The organism is Formivibrio citricus, from assembly GCF_900115065.1.
In the GTDB taxonomy this organism is placed as follows: domain Bacteria; phylum Pseudomonadota; class Gammaproteobacteria; order Burkholderiales; family Chitinibacteraceae; genus Formivibrio; species Formivibrio citricus.
Map to the genome: position 1 here is coordinate 1 of NZ_FOVE01000009.1, position 23,965 is coordinate 23,965.

General features: G+C 59.9%; 22 protein-coding genes and 2 rRNA genes. 12 read left to right on the forward strand and 12 right to left on the reverse strand.

What is annotated here, in order from left to right; all coding sequences use genetic code 11:
- Both BMZ36_RS07095 and rrf read left to right on the forward strand, forming a co-directional pair.
- Positions 1–121, forward strand: a 23S ribosomal RNA gene (locus BMZ36_RS07095); the annotation flags it as partial.
- Positions 122–213: 92 nt separating this feature from the next.
- A 5S ribosomal RNA gene (gene rrf, locus BMZ36_RS07100) occupies positions 214–327 on the forward strand.
- Positions 328–385: 58 nt separating this feature from the next.
- On the opposite strand, the gene draG is transcribed toward rrf, so the two are convergent.
- The 6 genes from draG to nifL all read right to left on the reverse strand — a co-directional run bounded on the left by draG (position 386) and on the right by nifL (position 7,116).
- The gene (gene draG / locus BMZ36_RS07105) at positions 386–1,282 is read right to left on the reverse strand and encodes an ADP-ribosyl-[dinitrogen reductase] hydrolase (protein WP_091193523.1); all 897 of its coding nucleotides are present in this window, start codon (positions 1,280–1,282) and stop codon (positions 386–388) included.
- Between the two features lie 2 nt (positions 1,283–1,284).
- Positions 1,285–1,878 carry a nitrogen fixation protein NifQ gene (locus BMZ36_RS07110; RefSeq protein ID WP_091193530.1) on the reverse strand — a complete coding sequence of 198 codons (594 nt, stop codon included), beginning with the start codon at positions 1,876–1,878 and terminating at the stop codon, positions 1,285–1,287.
- 72 nt (positions 1,879–1,950) lie between these two features.
- Entirely contained in the window at positions 1,951–2,205 is a 255-nt protein-coding gene (locus BMZ36_RS07115) for a 4Fe-4S binding protein (protein ID WP_091193533.1), read from the reverse strand.
- 2 nt (positions 2,206–2,207) lie between these two features.
- The gene (gene nifB, locus BMZ36_RS07120) at positions 2,208–3,584 is read right to left on the reverse strand and encodes a nitrogenase cofactor biosynthesis protein NifB (protein ID WP_218142656.1); all 1,377 of its coding nucleotides are present in this window, start codon (positions 3,582–3,584) and stop codon (positions 2,208–2,210) included.
- A gap of 435 nt (positions 3,585–4,019) precedes the next feature.
- Positions 4,020–5,558, reverse strand: coding sequence for a nif-specific transcriptional activator NifA (gene nifA, locus BMZ36_RS07125; RefSeq protein ID WP_091193539.1), 1,539 nt, complete (start codon positions 5,556–5,558; stop codon positions 4,020–4,022).
- On the reverse strand, positions 5,551–7,116 hold the full coding sequence (nifL, locus tag BMZ36_RS07130) for a nitrogen fixation negative regulator NifL (protein ID WP_177187816.1): 1,566 nt from the start codon (positions 7,114–7,116) through the stop codon (positions 5,551–5,553). The genes nifA and nifL overlap by 8 nt, the downstream gene beginning before the upstream one ends.
- Positions 7,117–7,409: 293 nt before the next feature.
- Between nifL and rsxA the strand changes: the two genes are divergently transcribed.
- From rsxA to nhaD, 8 genes are all read left to right on the forward strand, one after another.
- Entirely contained in the window at positions 7,410–7,991 is a 582-nt protein-coding gene (gene rsxA / locus BMZ36_RS07135; RefSeq protein ID WP_091193927.1) for an electron transport complex subunit RsxA, read from the forward strand.
- A 10-nt stretch (positions 7,992–8,001) separates the two neighbouring features.
- Complete coding sequence (locus tag BMZ36_RS07140) at positions 8,002–8,544, forward strand: RnfABCDGE type electron transport complex subunit B (protein WP_091193545.1); 543 nt, start codon at positions 8,002–8,004, stop codon at positions 8,542–8,544.
- Positions 8,541–10,043: an electron transport complex subunit RsxC gene (gene rsxC / locus BMZ36_RS07145; RefSeq protein ID WP_218142657.1), complete on the forward strand. Its 1,503-nt coding sequence runs from the start codon at positions 8,541–8,543 to the stop codon at positions 10,041–10,043. Before BMZ36_RS07140 ends, rsxC begins: the two co-directional genes overlap by 4 nt.
- Positions 10,040–11,098, forward strand: a complete 1,059-nt coding sequence (locus tag BMZ36_RS07150; RefSeq protein WP_218142658.1) for an RnfABCDGE type electron transport complex subunit D — start codon at positions 10,040–10,042, stop codon at positions 11,096–11,098. The genes rsxC and BMZ36_RS07150 overlap by 4 nt, the downstream gene beginning before the upstream one ends.
- Positions 11,095–11,700, forward strand: coding sequence for an electron transport complex subunit RsxG (gene rsxG / locus BMZ36_RS07155; RefSeq protein WP_091193548.1), 606 nt, complete (start codon positions 11,095–11,097; stop codon positions 11,698–11,700). The genes BMZ36_RS07150 and rsxG overlap by 4 nt, the downstream gene beginning before the upstream one ends.
- Entirely contained in the window at positions 11,700–12,389 is a 690-nt protein-coding gene (locus BMZ36_RS07160) for an electron transport complex subunit E (protein ID WP_091193559.1), read from the forward strand. Before rsxG ends, BMZ36_RS07160 begins: the two co-directional genes overlap by 1 nt.
- A gap of 25 nt (positions 12,390–12,414) precedes the next feature.
- Positions 12,415–12,693 (forward strand): RnfH family protein, encoded by a 279-nt coding sequence (locus tag BMZ36_RS07165; protein WP_091193560.1) that lies wholly within the window; start codon positions 12,415–12,417, stop codon positions 12,691–12,693.
- Positions 12,694–12,763: 70 nt separating this feature from the next.
- Positions 12,764–14,047, forward strand: a complete 1,284-nt coding sequence (gene nhaD, locus BMZ36_RS07170; protein WP_091193561.1) for a sodium:proton antiporter NhaD — start codon at positions 12,764–12,766, stop codon at positions 14,045–14,047.
- A 61-nt stretch (positions 14,048–14,108) separates the two neighbouring features.
- On the opposite strand, the gene BMZ36_RS07175 is transcribed toward nhaD, so the two are convergent.
- The 5 genes from BMZ36_RS07175 to BMZ36_RS07195 form a co-directional block, all read right to left on the reverse strand.
- Entirely contained in the window at positions 14,109–15,113 is a 1,005-nt protein-coding gene (locus BMZ36_RS07175) for a sodium:calcium antiporter (RefSeq protein WP_091193563.1), read from the reverse strand.
- 139 nt (positions 15,114–15,252) lie between these two features.
- Positions 15,253–16,599 carry a chloride channel protein gene (locus tag BMZ36_RS07180; protein WP_091193566.1) on the reverse strand — a complete coding sequence of 449 codons (1,347 nt, stop codon included), beginning with the start codon at positions 16,597–16,599 and terminating at the stop codon, positions 15,253–15,255.
- The gene (locus BMZ36_RS07185) at positions 16,600–17,184 is read right to left on the reverse strand and encodes a MarR family winged helix-turn-helix transcriptional regulator (protein WP_245747816.1); all 585 of its coding nucleotides are present in this window, start codon (positions 17,182–17,184) and stop codon (positions 16,600–16,602) included. It abuts the gene before it with no gap.
- The gene (gene otsB / locus BMZ36_RS07190; RefSeq protein ID WP_091193588.1) at positions 17,120–17,896 is read right to left on the reverse strand and encodes a trehalose-phosphatase; all 777 of its coding nucleotides are present in this window, start codon (positions 17,894–17,896) and stop codon (positions 17,120–17,122) included. The genes BMZ36_RS07185 and otsB overlap by 65 nt, the downstream gene beginning before the upstream one ends.
- On the reverse strand, positions 17,896–20,133 hold the full coding sequence (locus BMZ36_RS07195) for an alpha,alpha-trehalose-phosphate synthase (UDP-forming) (RefSeq protein ID WP_091193593.1): 2,238 nt from the start codon (positions 20,131–20,133) through the stop codon (positions 17,896–17,898). The genes otsB and BMZ36_RS07195 overlap by 1 nt, the downstream gene beginning before the upstream one ends.
- Before the next feature lie 181 nt (positions 20,134–20,314).
- On the opposite strand from BMZ36_RS07195, the gene BMZ36_RS07200 reads away from it, so the two are divergent.
- The gene (locus BMZ36_RS07200; protein WP_091193937.1) at positions 20,315–22,102 is read left to right on the forward strand and encodes a glycoside hydrolase family 15 protein; all 1,788 of its coding nucleotides are present in this window, start codon (positions 20,315–20,317) and stop codon (positions 22,100–22,102) included.
- Positions 22,103–22,206: 104 nt separating this feature from the next.
- Here BMZ36_RS07200 and BMZ36_RS07205 read toward each other — a convergent pair whose 3' ends face one another.
- Positions 22,207–22,860 (reverse strand): OmpA family protein, encoded by a 654-nt coding sequence (locus BMZ36_RS07205; RefSeq protein ID WP_091193596.1) that lies wholly within the window; start codon positions 22,858–22,860, stop codon positions 22,207–22,209.
- A gap of 212 nt (positions 22,861–23,072) precedes the next feature.
- Here BMZ36_RS07205 and BMZ36_RS07210 point away from each other — a divergent pair, with 212 nt between their 5' ends.
- The gene (locus BMZ36_RS07210) at positions 23,073–23,963 is read left to right on the forward strand and encodes a GGDEF domain-containing protein (protein WP_091193598.1); all 891 of its coding nucleotides are present in this window, start codon (positions 23,073–23,075) and stop codon (positions 23,961–23,963) included.
- Positions 23,964–23,965 lie beyond the last annotated feature (2 nt).

The window sequence follows — 23,965 nt, forward strand, 5'->3', positions numbered from 1 at the left end:
TTTCCCTGGGACTTCAAGTCCCCTGAAGGGTCGTTCGAGACCAGGACGTTGATAGGTCGGGTGTGGAAGCGCAGTAATGCGTTAAGCTAACCGATACTAATTGCCCGTGCGGCTTGATCCTATAATCTGAAACGCGTAAGCGAACAATCAAACCTAGTGTTACTTCTTCCAGATTCAGTGTGCTGTTCAAAGAACAGCCCACAACCAGTTATGTCTGGCGACCTTAGCGAGGCGGTCCCACTCCTTCCCATTCCGAACAGGACAGTGAAACGCCTCAGCGCCGATGATAGTGCGGAGCTCCCGTGTGAAAGTAGGTCATCGCCAGACTTCCCCTCAGAAAACCCCAGCCCAAAAAGGCTGGGGTTTTTGTTTTTAGCGGCGCCAATTAGATCGATTCGGCTTGGGCAGAGAATTGCAGCAGCGCCGCGCCTTCCCTTGAGCATCTTTCCCTGATGGCGGGATCGAGCGAGTTCAGCCAGCGCGCAGGCAACGCTCCCGGCCCGTAGTGCGCGCCGGCCAGCATGCCGGCGATTGCGCCGGTGGTGTCGGCATCCCCTCCGCGATTGACCACTTCTACCAGACATTCCTCGAAACTGTCCGTATCGAAAAAGGCCTGCAGCACTGCCTGGCTGGTGTCGACCACGTAGCCGCTGGGGTAATCGCGCCGCTTGGGGCGAAAAGCGAAGGCCGGATAGGTCTTGGCGAACGGATGGGCGATTTCATGCAGCAACTGGCGCTTGCTGGCGCCATCCAGCACCGCGCGCATGAGACGCATGAAAAGCTCGCCGGACTGGTCGGACAAATCGTTGTGGTGGGTGGCGTGCGCCTGTGCGCGCCAGCCGGCCATGACCGTGTCGAAGTCTGCGCCGTGGGTTGCAAGCGCGACGGGGAGACAGCGCATCAGCGCGCCGTTGCCCGCCGCTTCTTCCGAGTGTTTGACGTGCGGCTCGCCGGTCAGCCGGAAGTTGGAAATTCCGCGCCTCACCGTGTTGCCGATGTCGACGGGTTTGTTGCGCATCCAGGTGTCGAAGGCGCGGGCACAGGCGTGGGCTTCGATTTTGCCGTTGCAGGCATGGATCGCGTCGGCAAGTGCGAGCATCATGCCGGTATCGTCTGTGATTTGGCCGGGTTTGACGCGCAGCCAGCCGCCTCCCGTGATGTCGCGGTGCACGCCGAACTGCGCCCGGATTTCAGCCGGGGTCATGAATTCGAGCGTCGCTCCCAGCGCATCGCCGAGGGCAACACCGAGCATGGCTGCATTGGCGCGTTCGGCTATGTTCACTGTCACTGTTCCGGCCCGAAGCATTCGGGTTGGTCCTTGCACTCGGCGCAGGACGGGGCGCGGCAGACGTAGATGCCTTCCTCTTCGCACAATTGCTTGTAGAGAAATTTCTTCCATTTCATGTCGCGATTGTTTTTGGCTGCCAGGCGCGGGAAATTCCGCTGGAACAGATCGGACAGCTCCTTGCGGTTGTTCAGCCCCAGATCCTGCCAGAGGTGATCCTTGCCCCGGCAGGCAGTGGCGACGATCACGGCGATGTCGTATTCGCTTTCATCCAGACCGGCGCGGTAACGCAACAGCAGGTTAACGAGCTCCTGATGCTCCGGTAGCGGATCGGTGGGCGTCCAGCTTTCCGGCAGGATGAATGAGAGCTTGGGGAAGTGCCGGTGTGCCATCGCGGCGAGCCGGGCTTGGCCCAGCCCGAAATCGGGCGGCAGCGAGCTGTGCCCCAGCGACTGGCTGGAGATGATGGTGGCCAGCAGCGCATCGTTGGGAAAACCCGCGGAATGCGCCATGAGTTCGGAATGACGCAGCAATTTATACACCTGACGCCAAGCGGCAAGCGATTCCTTGTTGAGAGCGACGGGCAGGTTCATGATGCTTCCTCCTGTTCCAGAGGGGATAAACCTTTATGGCGACGGACCGGTTGATCCGTGCATGTCCAGCATTCAGCTTTCTTTGGCGCCTGCTATTGCGGGCGTCAACGATCCAGGCGGGTTCAGCGCTTCGCCCCACTCGTTTTCGATAGCGCCTTCGGCTGGGCAGATGCTGGCGCACTGCGGAGCGGCGTAGTCGCCCAGGCATTCGGTGCAGCGCTGCGGGTCGATCACGAACAGTCCTTCGACGTGGGCAATGGCTGCGTTGGGGCAAACAGTCATGCAAGCCCAACAGTCAATGCAGCGGTCGGTGATCGACAAGGCCATGATCAAGCTCTTTTGGTGTGCGCTTCTTGAACTTGTTCAAGCAGCTTTTGTGCCACGGCAAGGACGGAAGCCTCGATGCTGGCAAAAGCGTGCTCCACCACCGGCTGGATGCCAGCTTGCTCCAGTTTCTTCCAGGGAGCGTGGCCGATGCGCACGGCAAGAATGGCCGCGCAGTCGGCAAGCGATTGCACCAGTTTGGGGAGCGCGGCATCGTCGTCGCCGCAATCGCTCGGCCCCTGACAGTAGGCTGCTGTGCGGCGCAGGGCGACGAGCTTGACGCTTTGACCATCGCTTTCGTAGATGCGGAATGCCTCGGCATGGCCGAAATGCTGGTCGATGCGCTGACCGTCGGCGGAGGCGACGGCGATTTTCCAGCTTTGCCCTCCGCCGGCTTTCAGGCTGGCCTGCACTGCGGCATGGCGGGCGGCGATGGCTTGGGCGTCGAGCGTCAGGCTATCCAGATGTTCACGGGCAAATTCTGCGCCGCGGTCTTCACCGAGCATGCCGACCGCGTCGGCCCGGCACTGGTGGCAATGACCCATTTGCGGCAGATGAGCCGCACAGCGGGCACGTACGGATTCGATTTCTTCTTCGCTGGGCGCGCGCTGCCCGCTCAGGCCGAAATGGGTGCCGTGCGCCGGATCGGAAATCAGCGGCATGATGTTGTGGATTGCGACGCCCATTCCGGCGGCCTTGGCGCTGATTTTCGGCAGTTCGTCGTCGTTGAGCCCCGGAATGTAAACCGAATTGATCTTGACCAGCACCCCGGCGGCGGTCAGTGCCGCCGCGGCGCGCCATTGTTCGCGAATCAGAATCTCGGCGGCTTCCAGTCCGCGCCAGCGCTTATGCTCCCAGAAGACCCACGGATAGATGCGGGCAGCGATTTCCGGTTCCAGCGTGTTGATCGTCAGCGTGACGTGATCGACGCCCAGCTCGGCCAGTTCACCCACATGAGGCGCCACGTTCAGGCCGTTCGAGGACAGGCACAGCTTGAGCGCGGGGAGCATTTTCTTGACTGCGCGCAGCGTGGCCGAGGTGCGCGGCCAGTTGGCGAACGCGTCGCCGGGGCCGGCAATGCCGACTACCGAGAGCTGCGGGATGGCATCGGCCACGGCCAATACCTTGCGCGCGGCTTCTTCCGGGCTCAGTACTTCCGAGACCACGCCGGGGCGCGATTCGTTGCTGCAATCGTATTTTCGGTTGCAGTAGTTGCACTGGATATTGCAGGCCGGCGCAACCGGCAGATGGAGGCGCGCGTACTTGTGATGGGCATCCTTCGAGTAGCAGGGGTGGTCTGCAACGCGAGGATCGTGGCATTCGCCGTGGCTGCTGCCACAGGCGGAAGCGGGAGAAGCAAAGGGCAGAATCTGGGCTGACACGATGGGGCTCCGCAGGTGTTTGACATACTATTTGCAAGGGGCGTGCCAGTGCGCGAGCAAAAAAAATCCCGCTGAATCAGCGGGATAAGGAGTGGTTGCTGCGAGAGGTGAAATCAGTGTTGCAACAAAGCGGGGTGGATTGTCGGTGTTGTGACATGCCGTTTGGCTTCCCTGGCCTCTTTCTTGAACCCTAAAAACCTCAGTTGAACCACAGAGGCACAGAGAACACAGAGAAAAAACGAGCCGTCCTACCGGCGTAGGCCGGTATCCAGCAAAGAGGTCATTTTAAACCACTGGACCCCGGCCTTCGCCGGGGTGACGAAGTTCAAACAAAAACTGGCCGAATCAATAACAACGCACAAGGGGCTGATTTTCGCTCTTCTCTGTTCCTCTGTGTCTCTGTGGTGAGGGATTTGGGTTGAAGGGCGAGGGCGCTTATATATGCTTCATGGGGATATCCAGCGTCTGCACCCGATACGCAATCTGCCGCGGCGTCATGTTCAGGAGCCGTGCCGCCTTGGCTTGCACCCAGCCGGCCATTTCCAGTGCCGCCACCACGCGCTCGCGCTCGGACAGGTTGGGGTCATCGAGATCGATGCTGACCGGGCGCAGGGCGGCGGGGTTGTCGCTCAAGCCGCAGAGGGCGAGCACGTCGCGGTCGATCTCGCCGGTTTCGCTCATGACCGAAGCGCGTTCCAGGCAGTTTTGCAGCTCGCGCACGTTGCCGGGCCAGTGGTGGGCCAGGAGCACGCGCACGGCGCTGTCGGCCAGGGCCAGTTCCCGGCCCTGATCCTTGCCGATGCGTTCCAGCAGATGGCGGGCGATTTCCGGGATGTCTTCCATGCGCTCGCACAAGGCCGGAACGAAGATCGGCATCACGTTCAGACGGTAATACAAGTCTTCGCGGAAACCGCCTTCCTCGACGGCTTTTTCCAGATCGCGGTGGGTGGCGGCGATGACGCGCACATCGACTTTCAGGGTGCGGTTGCCGCCGACGCGTTCCAGTTCGCCTTCCTGCAATATTCTCAACAGCTTGGCCTGGAATGCGGCCGAGACTTCGCCGATTTCGTCGAGGAACAGCGTGCCGCCGTCGGCTTGTTCGAACCGGCCCTTGCGCTGGGTGATGGCGCCGGTGAACGCGCCTTTCTCGTGGCCGAAGAGTTCCGATTCCAGCAGGTTTTCCGGCAGCGCGGCGCAGTTCATCTTGACGAACGGTCCGCCGCCGCGCGGCGAGTTGTAGTGGATGGCGTTGGCGATCAGCTCCTTGCCGGTGCCGGTTTCGCCGCGGATCAGCACGGTGGTGTTCCACTTGGCGACCTGGCGGATCTGCTCGAAGACGCGCCGCATATCCTTGCTTTGCCCGACGATGTTGGCGAAGCCGGATTCGCGCTTGACGGTGCGGCGCAAGCTGTCGCGTTCCTCGGTCAGGTCGCGTTTTTCGCGGGCGACCTGCCAGGCCAGGCGCACGCTTTGTCCGACCAGGTTGGCGACCATCTCGATCAGTTGCGTGTAGTCGTCCAGACCGTCGGCGCTTTCGGGCTGGGCAGCGAGCACGCCGACCGTTTCGTTGCCGACCTTGATCGGAACGGCGATGAAGGGCAGTTCGGCGTTGAAGATGCCCAGGCGGTCGAGAAAGTGATCGTCGTCGGCGACGCGCTCGATGGAGATGGTCTGGCCGCGCGCCAATACCATGCCGGTCAAGCCTTCGCCGGCTTCATAGCGCACGATGGGCAGCGGGCCGCGCAGGCCGTGCACGGCGCTGACGGTGGCGCCCGCCTGTTCCTGGTCCGACAGGCTGACCACGCTCTGGTGGATGTCGGCTTCGCGGTCGAGGATGTGCAGCACTTCGCGCAGCGTTTCATTGAGGTTGAGTGAGCGCGACAGCACCTGGCTCACGCCGTACACGGTGGCGAGCGCCGCCTGCAGGCGGTCGAGCGCAGTCAAATCAATATCGGCGTAGTAGGGGTCAGTCATGTTCGATCCCCTCTAGTTCGACGGGGAGCCGCACCACGATCCGGCAGCCGTCCAGATAATTACTGTCAATTTCCAAACTGCCCTGATGGCGCAAGATGACTTCCTGCGCCAGTGTCATTCCCATGCCGGCGCGGGCGCCGCCCGGCCGGGTGGTGAAGAAGGGTTCGAAGACCTTGAGGCGCAGTTCTTCCGGAATGCCGGGGCCGCTGTCCATGATGTCGAGTTCGATCCAGTCGCCTTCCTGGCGGGTGATCAGCGCCAGTTCGCGTTTCGCCGGGCGGTTGTTGTGCAGGGCGTCCAGCGCGTTGGTGAGCAATTGCTTGATCGCACCGCGCAGCGCGATGGGTTGCGCCAGCAGCGGCGGCAGACGCATGGCGGGTTTCCAGTCGACGACCACGCCTTCGGCGAGCATGCGTTCGGCGAGCAGGTTAAGGACGTCGTGCAGCAATTCGTTGCAGTTGACCGGCATCCACGATTCCGTGCGTTGCGCCGGCATGGCCGATTGCAGCATTTCCAGCGCTGCCTCGCCCTGCTTGCGCGCTTCATCCAGCGCGTGCAGCGTGGGATCGGTGACCGGCAAGCGCTGGGCCATTCTTTTTTCGGCCGCGACGATCAGGTTGAGCGGGACCGAGAGCTGGAACGCTGCGCCGGAAAGGGTTTCGCGCAGGCGCGAGATCAGCTCGGTTTCCGCGAGCATGGTGCGCAGGGTTTGCAGCCATTGCGCCTGTTGCTGGCGCTTGTGGGCCGTGATGTCGGTGATTGCCAGCAGCAGGTAGCGCTGCGGCTCGGCGTTGAAGAAGCGGTCGACCGAGGATTCGCTCTGGTCGAACCAGCTTCCGGAGACGGCGAACCAGCGCGGGCCGATGCCGCCGGGGCGGTCGAAACGAAGCGGCAGATCGGCGAATTCGCCCTGCGCCTGGATTTTTGCCCAAGCGGCATCGCCCTGCTCGGCTTGCAGGCTGGCCAGCAGCGCGCGTGCGGGCTCTTCCTTGCCGAAGCTGCCCATGAGCTTCTTGTATTCCTGGTTGTCCAGAACGACACCGCCATCCTCGCGCAGCAGCGCGATGGCGACGGGGGCGAGGTCGATGATCGATTCGGTCAGCTTTTTCTGGTTCTGCAGCCGCTCGTTGAGGCTATGCAGCTCGGTGATGTCCCGGTGGATGCCGAGGAAGTAGCGGATGTCGCCTTGCTCGTCGCGGATGGGAGTGATCGAGAGTTCGGCCAGATAGCGGCTGCCATCCTTGCGCTTGTTGATGAGCCGCCCCTGCCAGGGCTGGCCGGCTTCGATGTTTTCCCAGAGCACCGTGTAGATTTCCCGCGGCGTGGTCTTGTAGGACAGCAGCGAAGGATTGGCGCCGATGACCTCTTCAATTCCGTAGCCCGTAATCGCGCAGAATGCCGGGTTCACATACAGGATGCCGCCTTTGGCGTCGGTGATGGTCACGGCCACGGGCGCGGCTTCGACCAGCTCTTGGAAGAGCGTGTCGGGGAGCCCGGTCGGGGCGGCTGAAGGGGGGAGGGTGATCTTGTCCATGTAGGGGTTATCAGCAATAACCATGCCGACGGGCGGGCATTGAAGACTGGCCTGTCGCTGCTGTAGTCGCCGAGTCTGCCGGTACCTGTGCCTGCACCAAAAAAGGCCGGTTGCCGAATCGATCCGCACCATCTTGCAGCCGGCAAAACATGAGGCCGGCTGTGTAGAGAAGCCGACACAGCTGCGCGATCTTTGTCGCACCCCGTACTGCTGTGCGGCCTGTTTGTATTCATGTTTTGTTCAATTTAATCAATGTGTTGTTTGTTTTTTGTCGGCATGGAATGCCCTTTGCAATGAAGGGGGCAAAGGAGGCTGCCATGCGTGAATACTTTTTTCTGATCCTCTCGACGGTGCTCGTCAACAACGTCGTGCTGGTGAAATTTCTCGGGCTTTGTCCGTTCATGGGCGTATCGCGCCAGGTATCGAGCAGTGTCGGCATGGGAATGGCGACGACGTTCGTGCTGACGCTGGCCGCTGCTGCGGCGTGGATGCTGGAGAACTGGCTGCTGCTGCCGCTGGGCCTCGCGTACCTGCGCATCCTGGCTTTCATTCTGGTGATTGCCGCGCTGGTGCAATTCGTCGAGCTGGTGATCAAGAAGACCAGCCCGGCGCTGTACCAGGTGCTCGGCATCTTTCTGCCGCTGATTACCACCAACTGCGCCGTGCTGGGCGTGGCGCTGCTCAACGCGCAGGAGAAAGCCGGCTTCGTGCGCAGCACCCTGTCCGGATTCGGCGCGGCGCTGGGTTTCAGTCTGGTGCTGGTGTTGTTCGCCGGCGTGCGCGAGCGGCTGGCGGTATCCAAGGTGCCGGCGGCGTTTGCCGGCGCGCCGATCAGCTTCATGACCGCAGGATTGCTGGCGCTGGCCTTCATGGGCTTTGCCGGCCTGCAACTCGGGTGAGGGGACGATCATGTTGATACCTGTAGTTTCGATTGGCGCGCTGGGCGGCGTGCTGGGCATCGGGCTGGCTTTTGCGGCGCGCCATTTCAAGGTCGAAGGCAACCCGCTGGTCGAGGAAGTCGCGGCCATGATGCCCAACTCGCAGTGCGGATTGTGCGGGCAGGCAAGCTGCTCGGTTGCCGCCGAGAAAATGGTCAATGGCGAAATCCCGCTGACCAACTGCCTGCCGGGCGGCAAGGCGCTGGCGCAGCGCATCGCCGAAAAGCTTGGCGTTCCGCTCCAACTGGATGGTTTCGAGGAAGTGACGCCGCAGGTGGCCATCGTCGACGAGCTGATCTGCACCGGCTGTTCGCGCTGCCTGAAGGCCTGCGGCAACGACGCGATCATCGGCGCGGCCAAGCATATCCATGGCGTGCTCAACGATCTGTGCAGCGGCTGCGGCAAGTGCGTCGATCTGTGCCCGACCATGGCGATCAGCATGGTTGAGGTGCCGGTGACGTTGAAAAGCTGGCGCTGGCAGAAACCCCGACTGGAAGAAGGAGTACGGGCGTGAAGATTCCTTACCTGGAAAAACTGTTCAACTGGCTGGAGCAGTCCTCGCACTGGGGCGTGCATCCGGACTACCGCAAGGAGCCGGCCGCAAGCCGCCTGATCAGTAAATTGCCGCTGCCGCCAGTGCTCTACCTGCCGCTGGTGCAGCATGCCGGCGCGCCGGCCGTGGCGGTGGTCAAGGTCGGCGACCGGGTGCTGGCCGGGCAATTGCTGGCCGAAGCCGGCGGCAACATCTCGGCGCCGATCCATGCGCCGGCTGCGGGTGTGATCGAGGCCATCGGCCCGCATATCGCGCCGCATCCGTCGGGCCTGATGGTGGAAACGATTACGCTGCGCGTGACCGGCACCGAATCGGTCGAGCTGCAGACCTGCGCTGATCCGTTCAGTCTGCCGGCCGATGAGCTGGCGCGCCGCGTGGGCGAGGCCGGGGTGGTGGGTTTGGGAGGAGCCACCTTCCCGGCCTCGCCCAAGCTCAACCTCGGGCGCCGCGCCGCGGTGCATACGCTGGTGATCAACGGCAGCGAGTGCGAGCCCTACCTTTCTTGCGACGACCGGCTGATGCAGGAGCGCGCCGAAGGCGTGATCGAAGGCATCCGCCTGATCGCCTACATGATCGGCGCCGGACGCATCCTGGTCGGCATCGAAGACAACAAGCCCACGGCCTACAAGACCATGTGCATGGCCGCCGCGCCGTTTGCCAACATTGAAGTGCATTCCGTGCCGACCCGCTATCCGATGGGCAGCGGCGAGCAACTGATGACCTGGTTGACCGGTGTCGAACTTCCGGCCGGGCAGCGCATGGCGAGCATCGGCGTGCTGGTGCACAACGTCGGCACCGCGTATGCGATCCACCGCGCGCTGCGCCATGGCGAGCCACTGACCCACCGCATTGTGACCGTCGCGGGCGGGGCGGTGCGTCAGCCGCGTAACCTGGAAGTGGCACTCGGCACGCCGGCCTCCGCACTGGTGCATTTCTGCGGCGGGTTGACCGAAGAACCGACCCGGCTGGTGATGGGCGGGCCGATGATGGGCCAGACACTGCCCAGCCTCGATGCGCCGATCATCAAGGGCGCGAGCGGCGTGCTGGCGCTGACGCTGGCCGAGAGCGGCAGCCCGGAAGAAGGCGATTGCGTGCGCTGCGGCATGTGTACCCACGCTTGCCCGTTGCATCTGATGCCGCTTGACATGGCGGCTGCGATCCGCAGCGGCGATGTGCCGGCCGCGCAGAAGATGGGGCTCGACGATTGCCTGACCTGCGGCGCCTGCGCCTATCTGTGCCCGGCGCATATCCCGCTTTCGCATTACTTCAGCTACGCCAAGGGTGAAACCTGGGCGGCCGAGCAGAGCCAGCGCCAGCAGGATCAGATCCGTCAGTCCGGCGAGGCGAAGAAAGAACGGCTGGCCCGTGAACTGGCCGAGCGCCGTGCCGCGATGGCCAAGCGCAAGGCCGAACAGGATGCCGCCAAGGCTGCGGCGAAGAAAGAGGAGGCTACATCGTGATCTCGTCACCCCATGCGCCGCATGCGCGCGCCGTCGGCTCGATCGGCGAAATCATGCACAAGGTGATGCTGGCGCTGGTGCCGGCGACGCTGTTCTCGTTCTGGACCTTCGGCTGGCCGGCTTTCTGGCTGTGGCTGGTGACCATGCTGTCCGCCGCGGGCTGGGAGGCGGTCTGCATCAAGTTGGCCGGCAAAAATGTGGCGACCAAACTGCGCGACGAATCGGCGCTGCTCACGGGCTGGCTGCTGGCCTTGTCCCTGCCGCCGTGGGCGCCGTGGTGGATCGGCGTAGTCGGCAGCTTTATCGCCATCGTGCTCGCCAAGCAGGTGTTCGGCGGGCTGGGGCAGAACCCGTTCAACCCGGCGATGGTGGCCCGCGTGGCGCTGCTGATTTCCTTCCCGGTACCGATGACGCAATGGGTGCAGGCGCTGCCGCTTTCCCCCGCGAGCGTGGGTTTCTGGCAGGGCTTGCAGATCACGTTCGGCGGCCTGCCGGTGGTCGATGGTGTAGCCAGCGCCTCGGTGCTGGGCGGGATCAAGACCGAACTCGCGCGCATCGGCCACCTGCCGGGGCTCGACGGCTTGTTCACGGCCTGGCAGTCCGGGATTGGTCTGCGGGCCGGGAGCCTGGGTGAGTCCTCGGCGCTGTTGATCCTGCTGGGCGGCTTGTGGCTGATGCGTCATCACATCATCGGCTGGCGCACGCCGGTCGGCATGCTGGCCGGAGTGGCGGTGCCCGCGGTGTTTTTCTGGCTGCTGGATTCGGCGCACTACGCCTCGCCGCTGGTGCATCTGTTGTCGGGCGGGCTGTGGCTGGGCGCGTTCTTCATCGCGACCGACCCGGTTTCCTCGCCGACCACGCGCACCGGGCAACTGATCTACGGCATCGGCTGCGGAGCGCTGACCTACATCATCCGCACTTGGGGCGGCTACCCGGAAGGCGTAGCTTTCGCCGTGCTGCTGATGAATGCAATCACGCCGCTGCTGGGCCGCGTGACCACCCCGCGCATCTACGGCCGTACCCGTGACGGCAATCCCCTGGAGGTCAAACCATGACGCTCTCTGAAAAATTCGATGTCTGGCGCAGCAAGATGCCTTATCAGGCCGGTTCGCTGGCGCTGGTCGGCATCCTGACCAGCGCGGCGCTGGCGCTGGCCAACCAAGCGACCGAGAAACCGATCGCCGATAGCTTGCAGAAGGATTTGAAGGTGTCGCTGGCGCAGGTGCTGCCCGTTGGCAGCTTCGACAACGACTTGGCCGGGACGACCGTGAAGCATCAAGGGCGCACCGTGTATCTGGCGAAGAAGGGGGGCAAGCTCACCGGGGCGGTGTTCGAGACTTCCAGCAAGGGCTATTCCGGTTCGATCAATGTGGTGATGGCAGTCGATCCGCAGGGCAAGGTGCTCGGTGTGCGCGTGTTGAGCCATACCGAAACGCCGGGCCTGGGCGACAAGATCGAGACGCAGAAATCGGACTGGATCAAGTCTTTCATCGGCAAGACCCTGCCAGGTGCCAAGTGGGCGGTGAAGAAGGACGGCGGCGAATTCGACCAGTTCGCCGGAGCGACGATCACGCCGCGTGCCGTGGTCAAGGCCGTGCATGAAGGCTTGCAGTGGTATGTGCAGGAAAACGCAGCCATTTTGAAGGAGGAAAAGTGATGGATGGCGAACACAAGACCAACCGTTATGTCGGCATCTTTCGGGATGGCATCTGGAACCAGAACATCATCTTCTCCCAGACCGTGGCCCTGTGCCCTGCGATGGCCGTGACCAGTTCTGCGACCAACGGCCTTGGCATGGGCCTGGCGACGACGGCCGTGTTAACGGCGGCCAACGTGCTGATCTCTTTTATCCGCAAGGGTGTGAGCAACGAAGTGCGTATTCCGGTGTTCATCGCATTCATTGCGACCTTGGTGACGCTGGTGGACATGGCGATGAACGCCTGGGCGCATGACCTTTACAAGGTGCTGGGGCTGTTCATCGCGCTGATCGTGGTCAACTGCGCGATTCTGGGCCGGGCCGAGGCGTTTGCCTCGCGCGAGAAGCCGCTTGCGGCACTCGTCGACGGCATCGGCATGGGGCTGGGTTTCACGCTGGCGCTGACGACCATCGGCGCGATCCGCGAAGTGCTCGGCACCGGCATGCTGTTCCAGCAGGCGCATCTCTTCTTCGGCCCGGGCGCCAAGTGGCTGGAACAGACCGTGTTCCCCGGTTACGGCGGCATGCTGATGTGGATTCTGCCGCCCGGCGGGTTCATGGTCATGGGCATGCTGCTGGCCGCCAAGCGCGTGATCGAAACCCAGCGCAGCCGCCGGCCCGCGGTGAATGCGCAAGTGGTGCATTGCTGAGAATTGAGAGAGTCAGGAGAAAACCATGTCCCTATCCGTAAGTGTGGCCTGTGTCGAAGCGTTCCGGCAGGTATGGGTGAAACTGGAACTGGAGGAGGGCGCGACGGTGGCCGATGCCATTGCCCGTGCCCGGCTGGAAAAAACCATTCCCGGCTTTACGCTGGAGGGCCACCGTTTCGGTATCTTCGGCAAGGCGGCCACGGCCGAAACGGAGCTCAAGCCCGGCGACCGGGTCGAGGTGGTGCGGCCCATCGTCTGCGATCCGGAGATGGTGCCCAGAAGGCCGGGTTCCGAGGAAGAATAGGCGTGGCGGATGCCACATACGACTTTGACTTGTACAATCCCCTCCCTGCCAAGGGCGCTGGAGACTCATAATGATAACCGCTTTGATTTTGCTGTTTATTCTGGCCTATGCGGCCATCGCGCTGGAGCACCCGCTCGGCGTCAACAAATCGGCCTCGGCGCTGGTGGGGGCCGGTCTGCTGTGGAGCATTTACGCCATGGCGACGGGCGATCATCATCTGGTCGTCCATCAACTCAACGAAACGCTGGCCGGGACGGCGCAGATCGTGTTTTTCCTGATCGGAGCGATGACGATTGTGGAAGTGGTCGATGCCCACGACGGCTTTGAAGTCATCACCTCGCGCATCAATACCTCGTCGCTGTCTTCGCTGATGTGGACGATTGGCATCGTGACCTTTTTCCTCAGCGCGGTTCTGGACAACCTGACCACGACCATCGTCATGATCTCGCTGATGAAAAAGCTGCACGACAAGCAGGACGAGCGCCTGTTCTTTGCCGGGATCATCGTCATTGCCGCCAACGCCGGCGGCGCTTGGACGCCGATTGGCGACGTGACCACGACCATGCTCTGGATCGGCGGTCAGGTGAGTACGGTCGGGATCATGAAATCGCTGCTCATCCCTTCGTTGTTCAACCTGGCTATTCCGCTGGTCTTTGCCGCGATGGCGATGAAGGGGCGCAAGGTGGTGACGCCCGTCGTGAACAATCAAAACGATGGCTATGTGACCACCGATTTCGAGCGCAAGGTGATGTTCTTCCTCGGCATCGGCATTCTCGTGGCTGTGCCGGTCTTCAAGACCATTACCCATCTGCCGCCCTTCATGGGCATTCTGTTCGGGCTGGGTATTCTCTGGCTGGTCGGGGAGTTGATTCACCGCCACAAGGAGGATGAGGAAAAGGAACACCTCACGCTCGCCAGTGCCCTGCGCCGGATCGACATGGCTTCGGTGGTGTTCTTTATCGGCATCCTGCTCGCGGTGGCGACGCTGGAACACACTCACATCCTGTCCGGGCTGGCACACTGGCTGGACAAGACGGTGGGGCGGCAGGACATCATCGTGATCCTGCTCGGGCTGGTGAGCGCCATCGTGGATAACGTACCGCTGGTGGCGGCCTCGATGGGCATGTACAGCATGACGCAATTCCCGACCGATTCCTTCCTCTGGGAATTCATCGCCTACTGCGCGGGAACGGGCGGCTCGATCCTGATCATCGGCTCGGCGGCCGGGGTGGCCGCGATGGGGCTGGAGAAGGTGAACTTCATCTGGTACGCCCGCAAGATCAGCCTGCTGGCGCTGGCCGGATACGCGGCTGGGGCGGTTGCCTACATGGTGCAGTACCAACTGGTCCATTAAGGAAACTCTGAACAATTGCTGTGAAGGCACATGGCGGCCCCTTCGACCGGAGGGGCCGTTGTCAATTGCCGTGGGCGAAGAGCACCCAGGTGTTGGCGATATAAAGCATGAAAAGCCCCAGGCTGATCCAGCTCAACCCCAGCAATACCCGGCCTTTGGGCCGGAAAATCAGCCCGACGATGACCAGCGTGTTCATCATCACCGCAGCCAGCGCGGTCAGCGCATGGGTGTTGTTCACGGAGGCCAGCAGCGGGCCTTGTGTAAAGGCGATGTCGTCGATGGCAAGGATCGTCATGTTGAAAAGGTTGCTGCCCAGCAGGTTGGCAATCGCCATGTCGAGCGCGCCCAAGCGCAACGCTGAAAGCGTGACGGCGGCCTCCGGCACGGTGGTGACCGCGGCGACCAGCAGCGTGCCAACAAAGCTTTGCTCCCATCCCATCTCTGCCGCCAGCGCCTTGGCGACAAAAGGCAGCAGGATGCCCGCCGCCACGATCGAGACAGCCGCCAATGCATAACGGATCATGGCTTGGCGCAAGGTGATGCCCGCGTAACGGTCGGCCTGCTCCTCGACGAACTCGGCGACGGTGCGCTGCTCGTACTGATACACGGCGCGCATGGATACGAGGTAGAGCACCAGGATGAACGGCGTATAGGCGCCGACATGCCCCAGGCGCGGGCTGATTCCCCCGTGGTCGAGCAGCAGGCTGAAGCCGACGAAGGAGATCATGAGCGCACCGAGCGCCGCCGAGAGGATATGTCCCTGCGCCGCGCGGGAATACAGCGTTTCCTTGCGGTACAGCGCATCCAGAACGACCAGGAAAACGAGGTTGAACACTGCCGCGCCCAGAACATTGCCGACCGCGATGTCGGGCGCCCGGGCGGCTGTCACAGCCGATACACCAGCCACCAACTCCGGCAAAGAAGTGGCGGTTGCCAGCAGGATCAGGCCGACCCAGGAACCGGACAGCCCGGTTTTCCGGGCGATGATGTCGCCGTTGATCGAGAGGTGCCAGCCGGCGATGCCGATGACTACCAGACAAAGCAGCAACTGGAGCCAGAGACTCATAGCGTATCTTCCGGGTTGGGGTCTGTGTTCGAAGTCTAGCTGGTATTTCTTTTTGCGAGATCCTTTCTGGACCGGCCTACCGTTCTACCCCCGCCATTTGCACTACCCCAAGACTTGGGCAAGCGTTTCACGGGAGGATTCAGACGTGATTTCGGTGATCTTGTCCAATCTTGGCAAGCTGCAGGTCCGCGAGTGCGCTATAGAGCGGAGAGCAAAACAGACGCGAAATTAACGAAGCAAGCATGGAAGCGGCCATCAGGCTGATCACCATTCCGTGACCATCAATCATTTCCATGACAATAATGAACGAAGTCAGGGGGGCTTGCGTAACTGCCGCGAGGAACCCAGCCATGCATAGCGCATAAATCGATACCGGGCTGACCGAGGCAAGAAACGGTTGGATTTCTGCGCCTATGCCGACACCAATCGCGAGACTGGGGGCAAAAATTCCGCCGGGGATACCGCTGAGGAAGGTAAAGACCGTGGCAGCAAATTTGACTGGTGCGTAGTACCACGGCATGTGTAATTGTCCTTCCAGTGTGCCAAGCGTGAAAAAGTAGCCAGATCCGTGAGCTGTTCCTTGGCTGACGAGCCCGAGCAGCGCAACCATCAATCCACAAAAACCTGCCCAAAGATAAGGATGTTTGCTGCGCCAGCGACCGAGCCTGCTGGAGTCAGGTCGGGCATGGTGTGCCAAGATCCTGCTGAACAGTCCGCCTGCCACGCCGCAGACCAGGGAGCAAACGAAAACTGGCAAGAGGATGCGGTAATCAATATTCGATATGGCCAATCGGCCGAAATAGATGTAATTCCCCTGAATGGAAATGGAGATCAGGCCAGCCAGAACGATGGCCGAAATCAGTACGCCGTTGGTTTTTTCCTCGAAGCGTTTTCCCAGCTCTTCAATGGCGAAAAAAATTCCCGCTAGTGGAGTGTTGAATGCGGCTGCGATACCAGCGGCGCCTCCTGCCAAGATCAAGTGCTTGGAGTTCCTTTGAGTATGCTGAGGCAGAAAGCGGCGGAAGGCATGCATGATGCTGGCTCCAACCTGTACCGATGGTCCTTCTCTACCGGCAGAGAAGCCAGCGGCCAGCGCGGCCGTCCCAAGGACAATTTTCCCCAAGGCGATGCGGGTCGAAACGAAAATTCCGATTTTTTCCGGTGTGGTTTCCGGTTTTAATGCAGCGATAACCTGCGGAATGCCGCTGCCTTCTGCGCCAGCAAAGAAACGTCGTGTCAGCCATGCAAGCAGAATGGCGGCAGAAGGGCAGATTGCGAGAGCCAGCCAACCATGCTGACCGGTCATTGAGCCAAACAAGGCGATGGCATGTTCGGTCAGGTGTGCAAACAGAACCACGATCAGTCCTGTGACAAGGGCTGCGAGCCAAATGATCGCACGTTCTTTCCACGCGCCCCGGTCGGTCAGACGATGGTGGCTGGCTGATTTGTGCAGGCGCCGAATCGTGCTCGTTATATGCTTTTGCATTTAAATCTCTGCCAATGGCGTGTCTTTGTCTTTCAGGTCCGCCGACTCAAACATGGCGAGCAAGACATTCAGGTTTTTGTGCAGATCCCGCAATGTGGCATAGGGTAGTTTTCCCAATGCTTCAGGCAACAGGCCGCGCACCGGAGCGGGTGCCAACCCCAGTTTGACCTGGCCTTGTCCCGAGATGAACAGACCCGTTATGCGATTATCTTTGCCATTGCGAGTCTTGCTGACCAAACCCAAGCCAACAAGCTTGCTCAGGATATTGCTTGCCGTGGATTGATGTATTGACATTGTTTTTGCCAGTTCTGAGACGCTGATTCCCGGTCGCACGGATATTTCTGACAAAGCCCAGAGCAGTGATCCGCTAATGCCAAGCCGGTCTTCGACCTCCTGGAAATGTTTGCGCACCGATTTGAAAATTATGCGGAATTGCCGAAGCACTTCCATGTCCAGTTCGGTTCCGGTACTTGCCGGAGTGGAGGGCTTGCCGGTGTGGGGTGGCGCCGTGGAGGCAGTATCATGTTTCATGGTGTTTCTTCCGTTTCGCGCGGATGATTTTGTCCAGTTGCTGGATAAGTTCAAGCATTTCATCCTGAGTATCCAGGCAATAGCGCGCAGCTGAACCATCCATACAGCCGACACGGATTGTCATCCAATCCGGCAACGCCTTCCGAAAAACGCTCTCGTCGGTTTCATCGTCGCCGACGAACAGGGCATTCGTGGCATTCTCGGCGCGCAGGAGCGCGAACAGGGCATCGAATTTATCCGTGGCATCGGCGGGCAGCAGGTTGAAGACGCATTTGCCGCCGATAACGCGCGGGGCCGGGTGGAGTTGCCGGATCATGGTCTTGATGGTGGTTCGCGCATCTTCCTGGTTTTGGGCCATGCGGTAATGCAGTGAAAGCGAATACCGTTTGTTTTCAACCCGTGTACCTTCGGGGAGCGTGTTCTTGATGGTGAGGATCTGTTTTTCCCATGTGGAAACGTCGGCAAGAGCGCCTTCCGTTTCTGCCTCCCCCGCGATTCCCTCCGCGCCATGATTGCCGATCACATGCTTGGGCTCGAAATGCAGTCGTTTGCGGATGTCCGCGATGCTGCGCCCGGTGATGATTGCCACTGTGGCGATTTCGGTTAGCCGTGCCAGGGCTTGGGCGATGGCGCCCGGCGTGTTGGCATCTTCCGGGTGGGTTACGATCGGCGCCAGGGTGCCGTCGAAATCGAAGGCGAGCAACGTTCGTTCGTCGATCTGCGAATGCAGTGCCTGTATGCCCTGCGGTGAGAACAGAAAATGCATCAGCTTTGCCTCTTGTGGGAAAGCAGGCGGGCTTCAATGCGCTCCCTTCGTCGGGCATGCGCTGCGTCTTGCAGCATGAAACCTGCCCATCGGTAAACATTGCGTTCGCGTACCGTGGCTCGAAGGCTGCGTATTCGTTCGCGTTGCTCCGCTTCAGGCATGGTCAGGGCCTGGTACAACGCATCGGCCGTTTCCTCGACATGATAGGGATTGACGATCAGCGCTTCGGGCAGCTCTCCTGCTGCACCGGCGAATTGGCTCAGGATCAGTACGCCCTGCATGTCGTTGCGACAGGCAATGAACTCCTTGCTGACCAGATTCATGCCATCGTGCAGGCTTGTCACGATACATGCGTCCGCTCCGCGGTAATAGCGGGTCAGTATTTCGCTGCCTTGATGTTCCGCCAGAAGAATGAATGGTTGATAGTTGTCCCTGCCAAAACGTCGATTGATTTCTTCTACCCGCCGCGAGAGCCGTTCCTGGAAGTAACGGTATTCGTCGAGAGAGCTGCGCGATGGCGCGGCGATCTGGATCAGGGAAAACTTGCCGATCATATCCGGATGTTTTTCCAGCATCCGTTCCACGGCATTGGCGCGTTCAAGGATGCCTTTGGTGTAATCGAAGCGATCGACGCCAATTGCCACCAGATGGGAGTCTGACAGGTTGAAATTTCTGCGAAGCATCCTGCGACACTCTTCTGTCTCCGGCCAGGCGGATTCTTCCTGCTCGTCCGGCCAGTGTATCGAAATCGGGTAATTCTTGATCAGTGTTTCACGGCCATCGAGCGTGATGGTCGAGTGTTCGTGTTCGATGCGAGTTTCGAGATAGCGATCCACGGTGTCGATGAAGTTCTTGCAATGGAAGCGGGTATGGAACCCCAAAATGCTGCTTCCCAGCATGCCCCTTAACAGCTCGGCGCGCCATGGACAGATGCCGAACGATTCGGGATTGGGCCATGGGATGTGCCAAAAGGTAATGATGGTCGCGCGTGGCAATTTTTCCCTGATCAACTGCGGCAGGAGCGCGAAATGATAATCCTGCACCAGGATAACGGGATCATCGGTGCGCGCCGAGGCGATGACCTTGTCGGCGAAACGCCGGTTGACTTCCTTGTAGTACTCCCAGTCCGAAACGCGGAAGACCGGTCGAACGTGGGCGATGTGGCAAAGCGGCCAGAGTCCCTCGTTGGCAAAGCCATAGTAATAGCCTTCCTCTTCTTCGCGCGTGAGCCAGACTCGCTTCAGCGAGTACGTCGGGTGATCCGGAGGCACCATGACCACATCGTTTGCGTCCACCACATCGCGGTCAGCCGAGCCGCTGCCGTGAGCGACCCATGTGCCGGAGCAGGCGCGCATGACGGGCTCCACTGCGGTGACCAAGCCGCTGGCCGGGCGCTTGACCACGATGCCGTTCGGCGTCTTTTCATGAATGTATGGCTCACGGTTGGATACAACCAGGACTTCGTCACCTTGTAGGTCGTTGTGCAGCAGTGCACGCAGTTTTTCCGGGGTCCAGGCGTCGAGAGGGCTTTCCCTGCTTCGGCGCTCATCTTCCAGCTCGCGCAGCAATGTGCGTAGATCCTGGACCAAGGGTTGCAGTTCCGGTGCCGGCAGATCAAACGGATTGAGCAGACCCTTGCCCTGCAACAGCATTCGTGTGCCTGCCACCCAGCCGCGCAGGCTCAGATGCGCGGTAATCACGGTGATCAGGGCAATCACGCCGCCGAGAACGATGAACAGGAGAATCAGGTATTGCCGTGTATCGGCGCCCCTTCTTTCCGCATAACTCAGGTCGTGCACGAGTATCAGTTCCCCGATGATCGTATCTTCACGCTTCAGGGGTTCAATGGCGATATGGACGGAACCGCGAGCCAGTTGCATGGTGGGTTCCGCGTTCTTTGCCGTTTTGTTGGCTATGCTGCAATTGATCCCATCGGGGAACCCGCTCGATTTTTCGAAAAGCCGGCCTTCCTGGTCGCAGATGGCGATGCCCAATACCCGCTCATCCTTGATCAGTCGATTGAAGATGCCGGCCAACCGTTCCTGCGACTGCTGGGTAACGGCATCAAAAATGGCATCGTTGATGGTGTTCGCGATCAACTGGGAGCGGATGTTGAGGTCGCGCACCGTCCAGCGCAGGGAAAGCTGATCGACAAGCGGTACGGTCAGGTACGCTGAGATTGCAATAACGATGAACAGCGGGACCAGGAAACGAAATTGCAGTCGCAGGGTATTCAAGGCTCAACTCCGGAGAAGGAGGGTGGGGGTGGCCACAGGCCGGCGGGGTACATGGCTCATGGCATTTGTTCCTGAATTGCATTTGCAATAATTGTATTTGTACAAATGCAATTTGTCACCGTTGGGCGATATGGGGTACATGCGTGCCTGCCGTATGGGGGGCACGGCCAAGGAGAAGGAAATGAACAATCTGAATCTGGGTTTGACTGGAAATGGCGCAGTCAGCGCATTGATCGATTCACGCGGGGCGATCGTCTGGAGTTGCTTTCCCAGGTTCGATGGCGACCCACTTTTTTGTCACCTTCTTCAGCCCGAAGGTCATGCGGAAGGTCGCGGCGCATTCTCAATTGAGATGGTCAACTATTCACGCGCCGAGCAGTTCTACGAAACCAACACCGCAATTTTGGTTACGAGGCTGTTCGACGCGCAAGGTGGTTGCCTGGAAGTGACTGATTTTGCACCAAGGTTTCGTCTGTATGGCCGGATGTTCCATCCCGTGATGCTGGTGCGCCGCGTGTGCAGGATCAGCGGAACTCCGCGCATGGCGGTCCGGATTCACCCCTTGTTCCACTATGGTGAGCAGGAGCCGGAAGTAACCTTTGGCAGCCACCATATCGGCTTTTCCGGACCTGAATTGAAGATCAGGTTGACCACCGATGCCTCGATACATGCCATCCTGGAAAATCGGCCTGTGTTCGTCGATGACACGGTGACCTTTGTGCTGGGGGAAGATGAAACTCTGCATGAAGCGGTGAGCGCAGTGGGAACCCGCTTTCTTGAAGAAACGAAGAAATATTGGCATGAATGGGTTAGAGGGTTGTCTGTGCCAGCGGAATGGCAGGATGAGGTGATCCGGGCCGCGATCACCTTGCAGATGAATGCCGTAGAGGATACCGGTGCGATTGTGGCGGCGATGACCACCTCCATCCCCGAACATGCCGATTCCGGGCGAAACTGGGATTATCGCTATTGCTGGTTGCGCGATGGTTATTTCGTCGTTAACGCGCTCAACCGTTTGGGCGCGACCAGTACCATGGAAAAATATCTCGGCTATATCCTCAACGTGGCGGCTGGTGAAGAGCATGGATTGTTGCAGCCGGTGTATGGCATCAGCGGCGAGGAATGGCTTGATGAACGCCATGCCCCCCAATTGGCTGGTTATCGCGGAATGGGGCCTGTTCGGGTGGGGAATCTTGCCTATGAGCAGATTCAACACGATGTTTACGGTTCGGCGATCCTCTCGGCCACGCACATGTTTTTTGACCATCGCCTATACCGGCGCGGTGACCTCGGCCTTTTTCAACGCCTTGAGCCGTTGGGGCAGAAGGCCATCGAGCATTTCGATCAGCCTGATGCCGGTATTTGGGAGTTGCGCGGCAAACAACGGGTGCATACCTATTCCAGCGTAATGTGCTGGGCTGCGTGCGATCGTCTGTCGCGCATTGCCAAGCAGTTGAAGCAGACGGAACGGGAACACTATTGGCGTGAGGAGGCGGATCGTATCCACAAGGTGATCTGCTGCGAGGCATGGAGCGACACCCGGCAAGCATTTACTGCGGCCTGGGGCGAGGATGCACTGGATGCCAGCATGCTGCTGCTGCATGAATTCGACTTTCTGCCGGCAACCGATCCCCGGTTTGTTTCGACGGTTGCCGCCATCGAATCCGAGCTCAAGCATGGCGATTTCATTTACCGCTATGCGGAAAGGGACGATTTCGGCGAGCCGGACAATGCGTTTGTCGTCTGCACGTTTTGGTATGTGTACGCATTGCAGGCGCTGGGACGAAAGGACGAAGCGCGGCGAACCTTCGAGACCTTGCTGGCATGCTGCAGCCCCCTCGGGCTGCTGGCCGAGGATTATTGCAGCGCCACCAGAGAGCAGTGGGGCAATTTCGTCCAGACCTACAGCATGGTCGGCCTGGTCAATTGCGCGCTGCGCCTTTCCTGCCGCTGGGATCAAATGTGCTGAATGGCGCGCCTGATCGTGCATGAATCAGGCGCGGAGGTTGCCTTGGTCAAGGCTCCCGGAATATGCCCGCCGGGAGCCCTGGCCAAGCCTTTTTTCAAACCAGACTATTTTTTGCCCTGGATTACAATTTCAACACGGCGGTCGGGGGCAAGGCATTCAACCAGTTTTTTGAACGGATGCACCTTGTCACAGGTGTGACCAGTGACTGGCTGGGTTTCCCCCATTCCCATGATCTTGATTTTTTCTTCCTGCTTGCCCTTTGCCATCAGATAGTCTGCCACCGTGCGGGCTCGGGCCTTGGACAGCTTCAGATTGTATTTTTCGGTTCCGATTCGATCGGCATGCCCGGTCACGCTGACAAACCCATTGCTTGGGTCGGCAGCTTTTGCCTGCCTGTAGAGTTCGTCGAGCGCTTTCTTTCCGCCAGGTTTTAATACGTACCTGTCAAAATCAAACAGGACATCGGCCTTGAGTGTATAGACCTTGGGTTGTGGAGGGGATTTCGGTTGGGGCTGAACTACAGGGGCAGGTTCTGGCTTTTCTGCGGCAGGGGCTGGCGGGACTGGTTTTACGTAACCATCGCAACCTTCCACCGTGGCGGCTTCCTTGGTCCAGGTTCCTGTGCGCCAACACTCGCCATAACTGTTTTTCCAGGCCGGCGTCGCGGTAGCCCCTTGGACATAGACTTCGATTCCAGAATGGGAAATCGAGCTTGCTGCACAGAAAATTCCGGCAGCGATCAGCATGTTGGGTGACATCGCGCTCTCCTTTTTATTTGATGGCAGGATGAAAACAAACACTGCTTGCGAATTTCGAAAGTAAACCGATACACCCGGAGGCACACTCCATACTGTTCAGATTCACGGATGAACGGTCATTTTTCTTCTGTTTTTTTGCGCGTTGCATCATATGGTGTAGCCTCGAAGTGAGTGCTTCTTTGTGTGCTGTTGGACAAGTGGCAGGTGTCATCATGAAAACGAGCAAGTTGTCGCGCTGGCTCTTTGTCGATGTTTGGAACGGCTGGCGTCTTTGGCTGGCGAGGTCGGTTTGTATTGGCTTGATACTGTTGCTGGGAACGTTCAGGTTCGCAACGGAAGCAGAGTTTTCCCTGGCTTCACTTGCCATGTTGCCGGTCATCGTTCTTGCATGGGGTCGGGGGCTAAGGGAAGGTTTGTTGTTTGCGTTCTTTGCTGCCGGCATGTGGACGATTGGTGACATTTATGCGGAAGGCAAATTCAGCTTGCCATGGATTCCTTGGGTCAACGGCATGACGCGATGGATGACTTACAGCTTGTCCGCATATCTGGTTGCACAAGTCCGTCTGCAATTCGAACGAGAGCATGAACATGCCACTCGGGATGCATTGACCAAGCTGCATAACCGGCGGGCTTTCTTTGAGGCTGGAGCTTCAGAAGTCGAGCGTTCAAAACGCCATGCTCATTCCCTGGCAATTGCTTTTCTGGATTTGGATAATTTCAAGCAACTGAACGATACGCAGGGGCATGATGTCGGGGACTTGGCCCTGAAAGTCACCGCACGGTCGCTCAATCGCTCTTTGCGGCCCTGTGACATTGTGGCTCGTCTGGGGGGAGACGAATTCGCCATCTTGTTGCCAGAAATCGGGCACGACGAAGCTGTCGAATTGAGCCAAAAAATTTCTGAAGCCGTGAACCAGTCTCTGGAAAAGTTTTCTCCCGTGCAAGTCAGTGTTGGAGTGGCATGGTTTGAGACGGCGGACCGACAGTTCCCAGCGATGCTGAAGGTGGCAGACGAGCTGATGTACGAAGTCAAGGAAAGCGGCAAGGCCAATATGCATGTGCGTCGATTCGATGCACATGAACGGCAAGAAGGCGACTCGTAGCA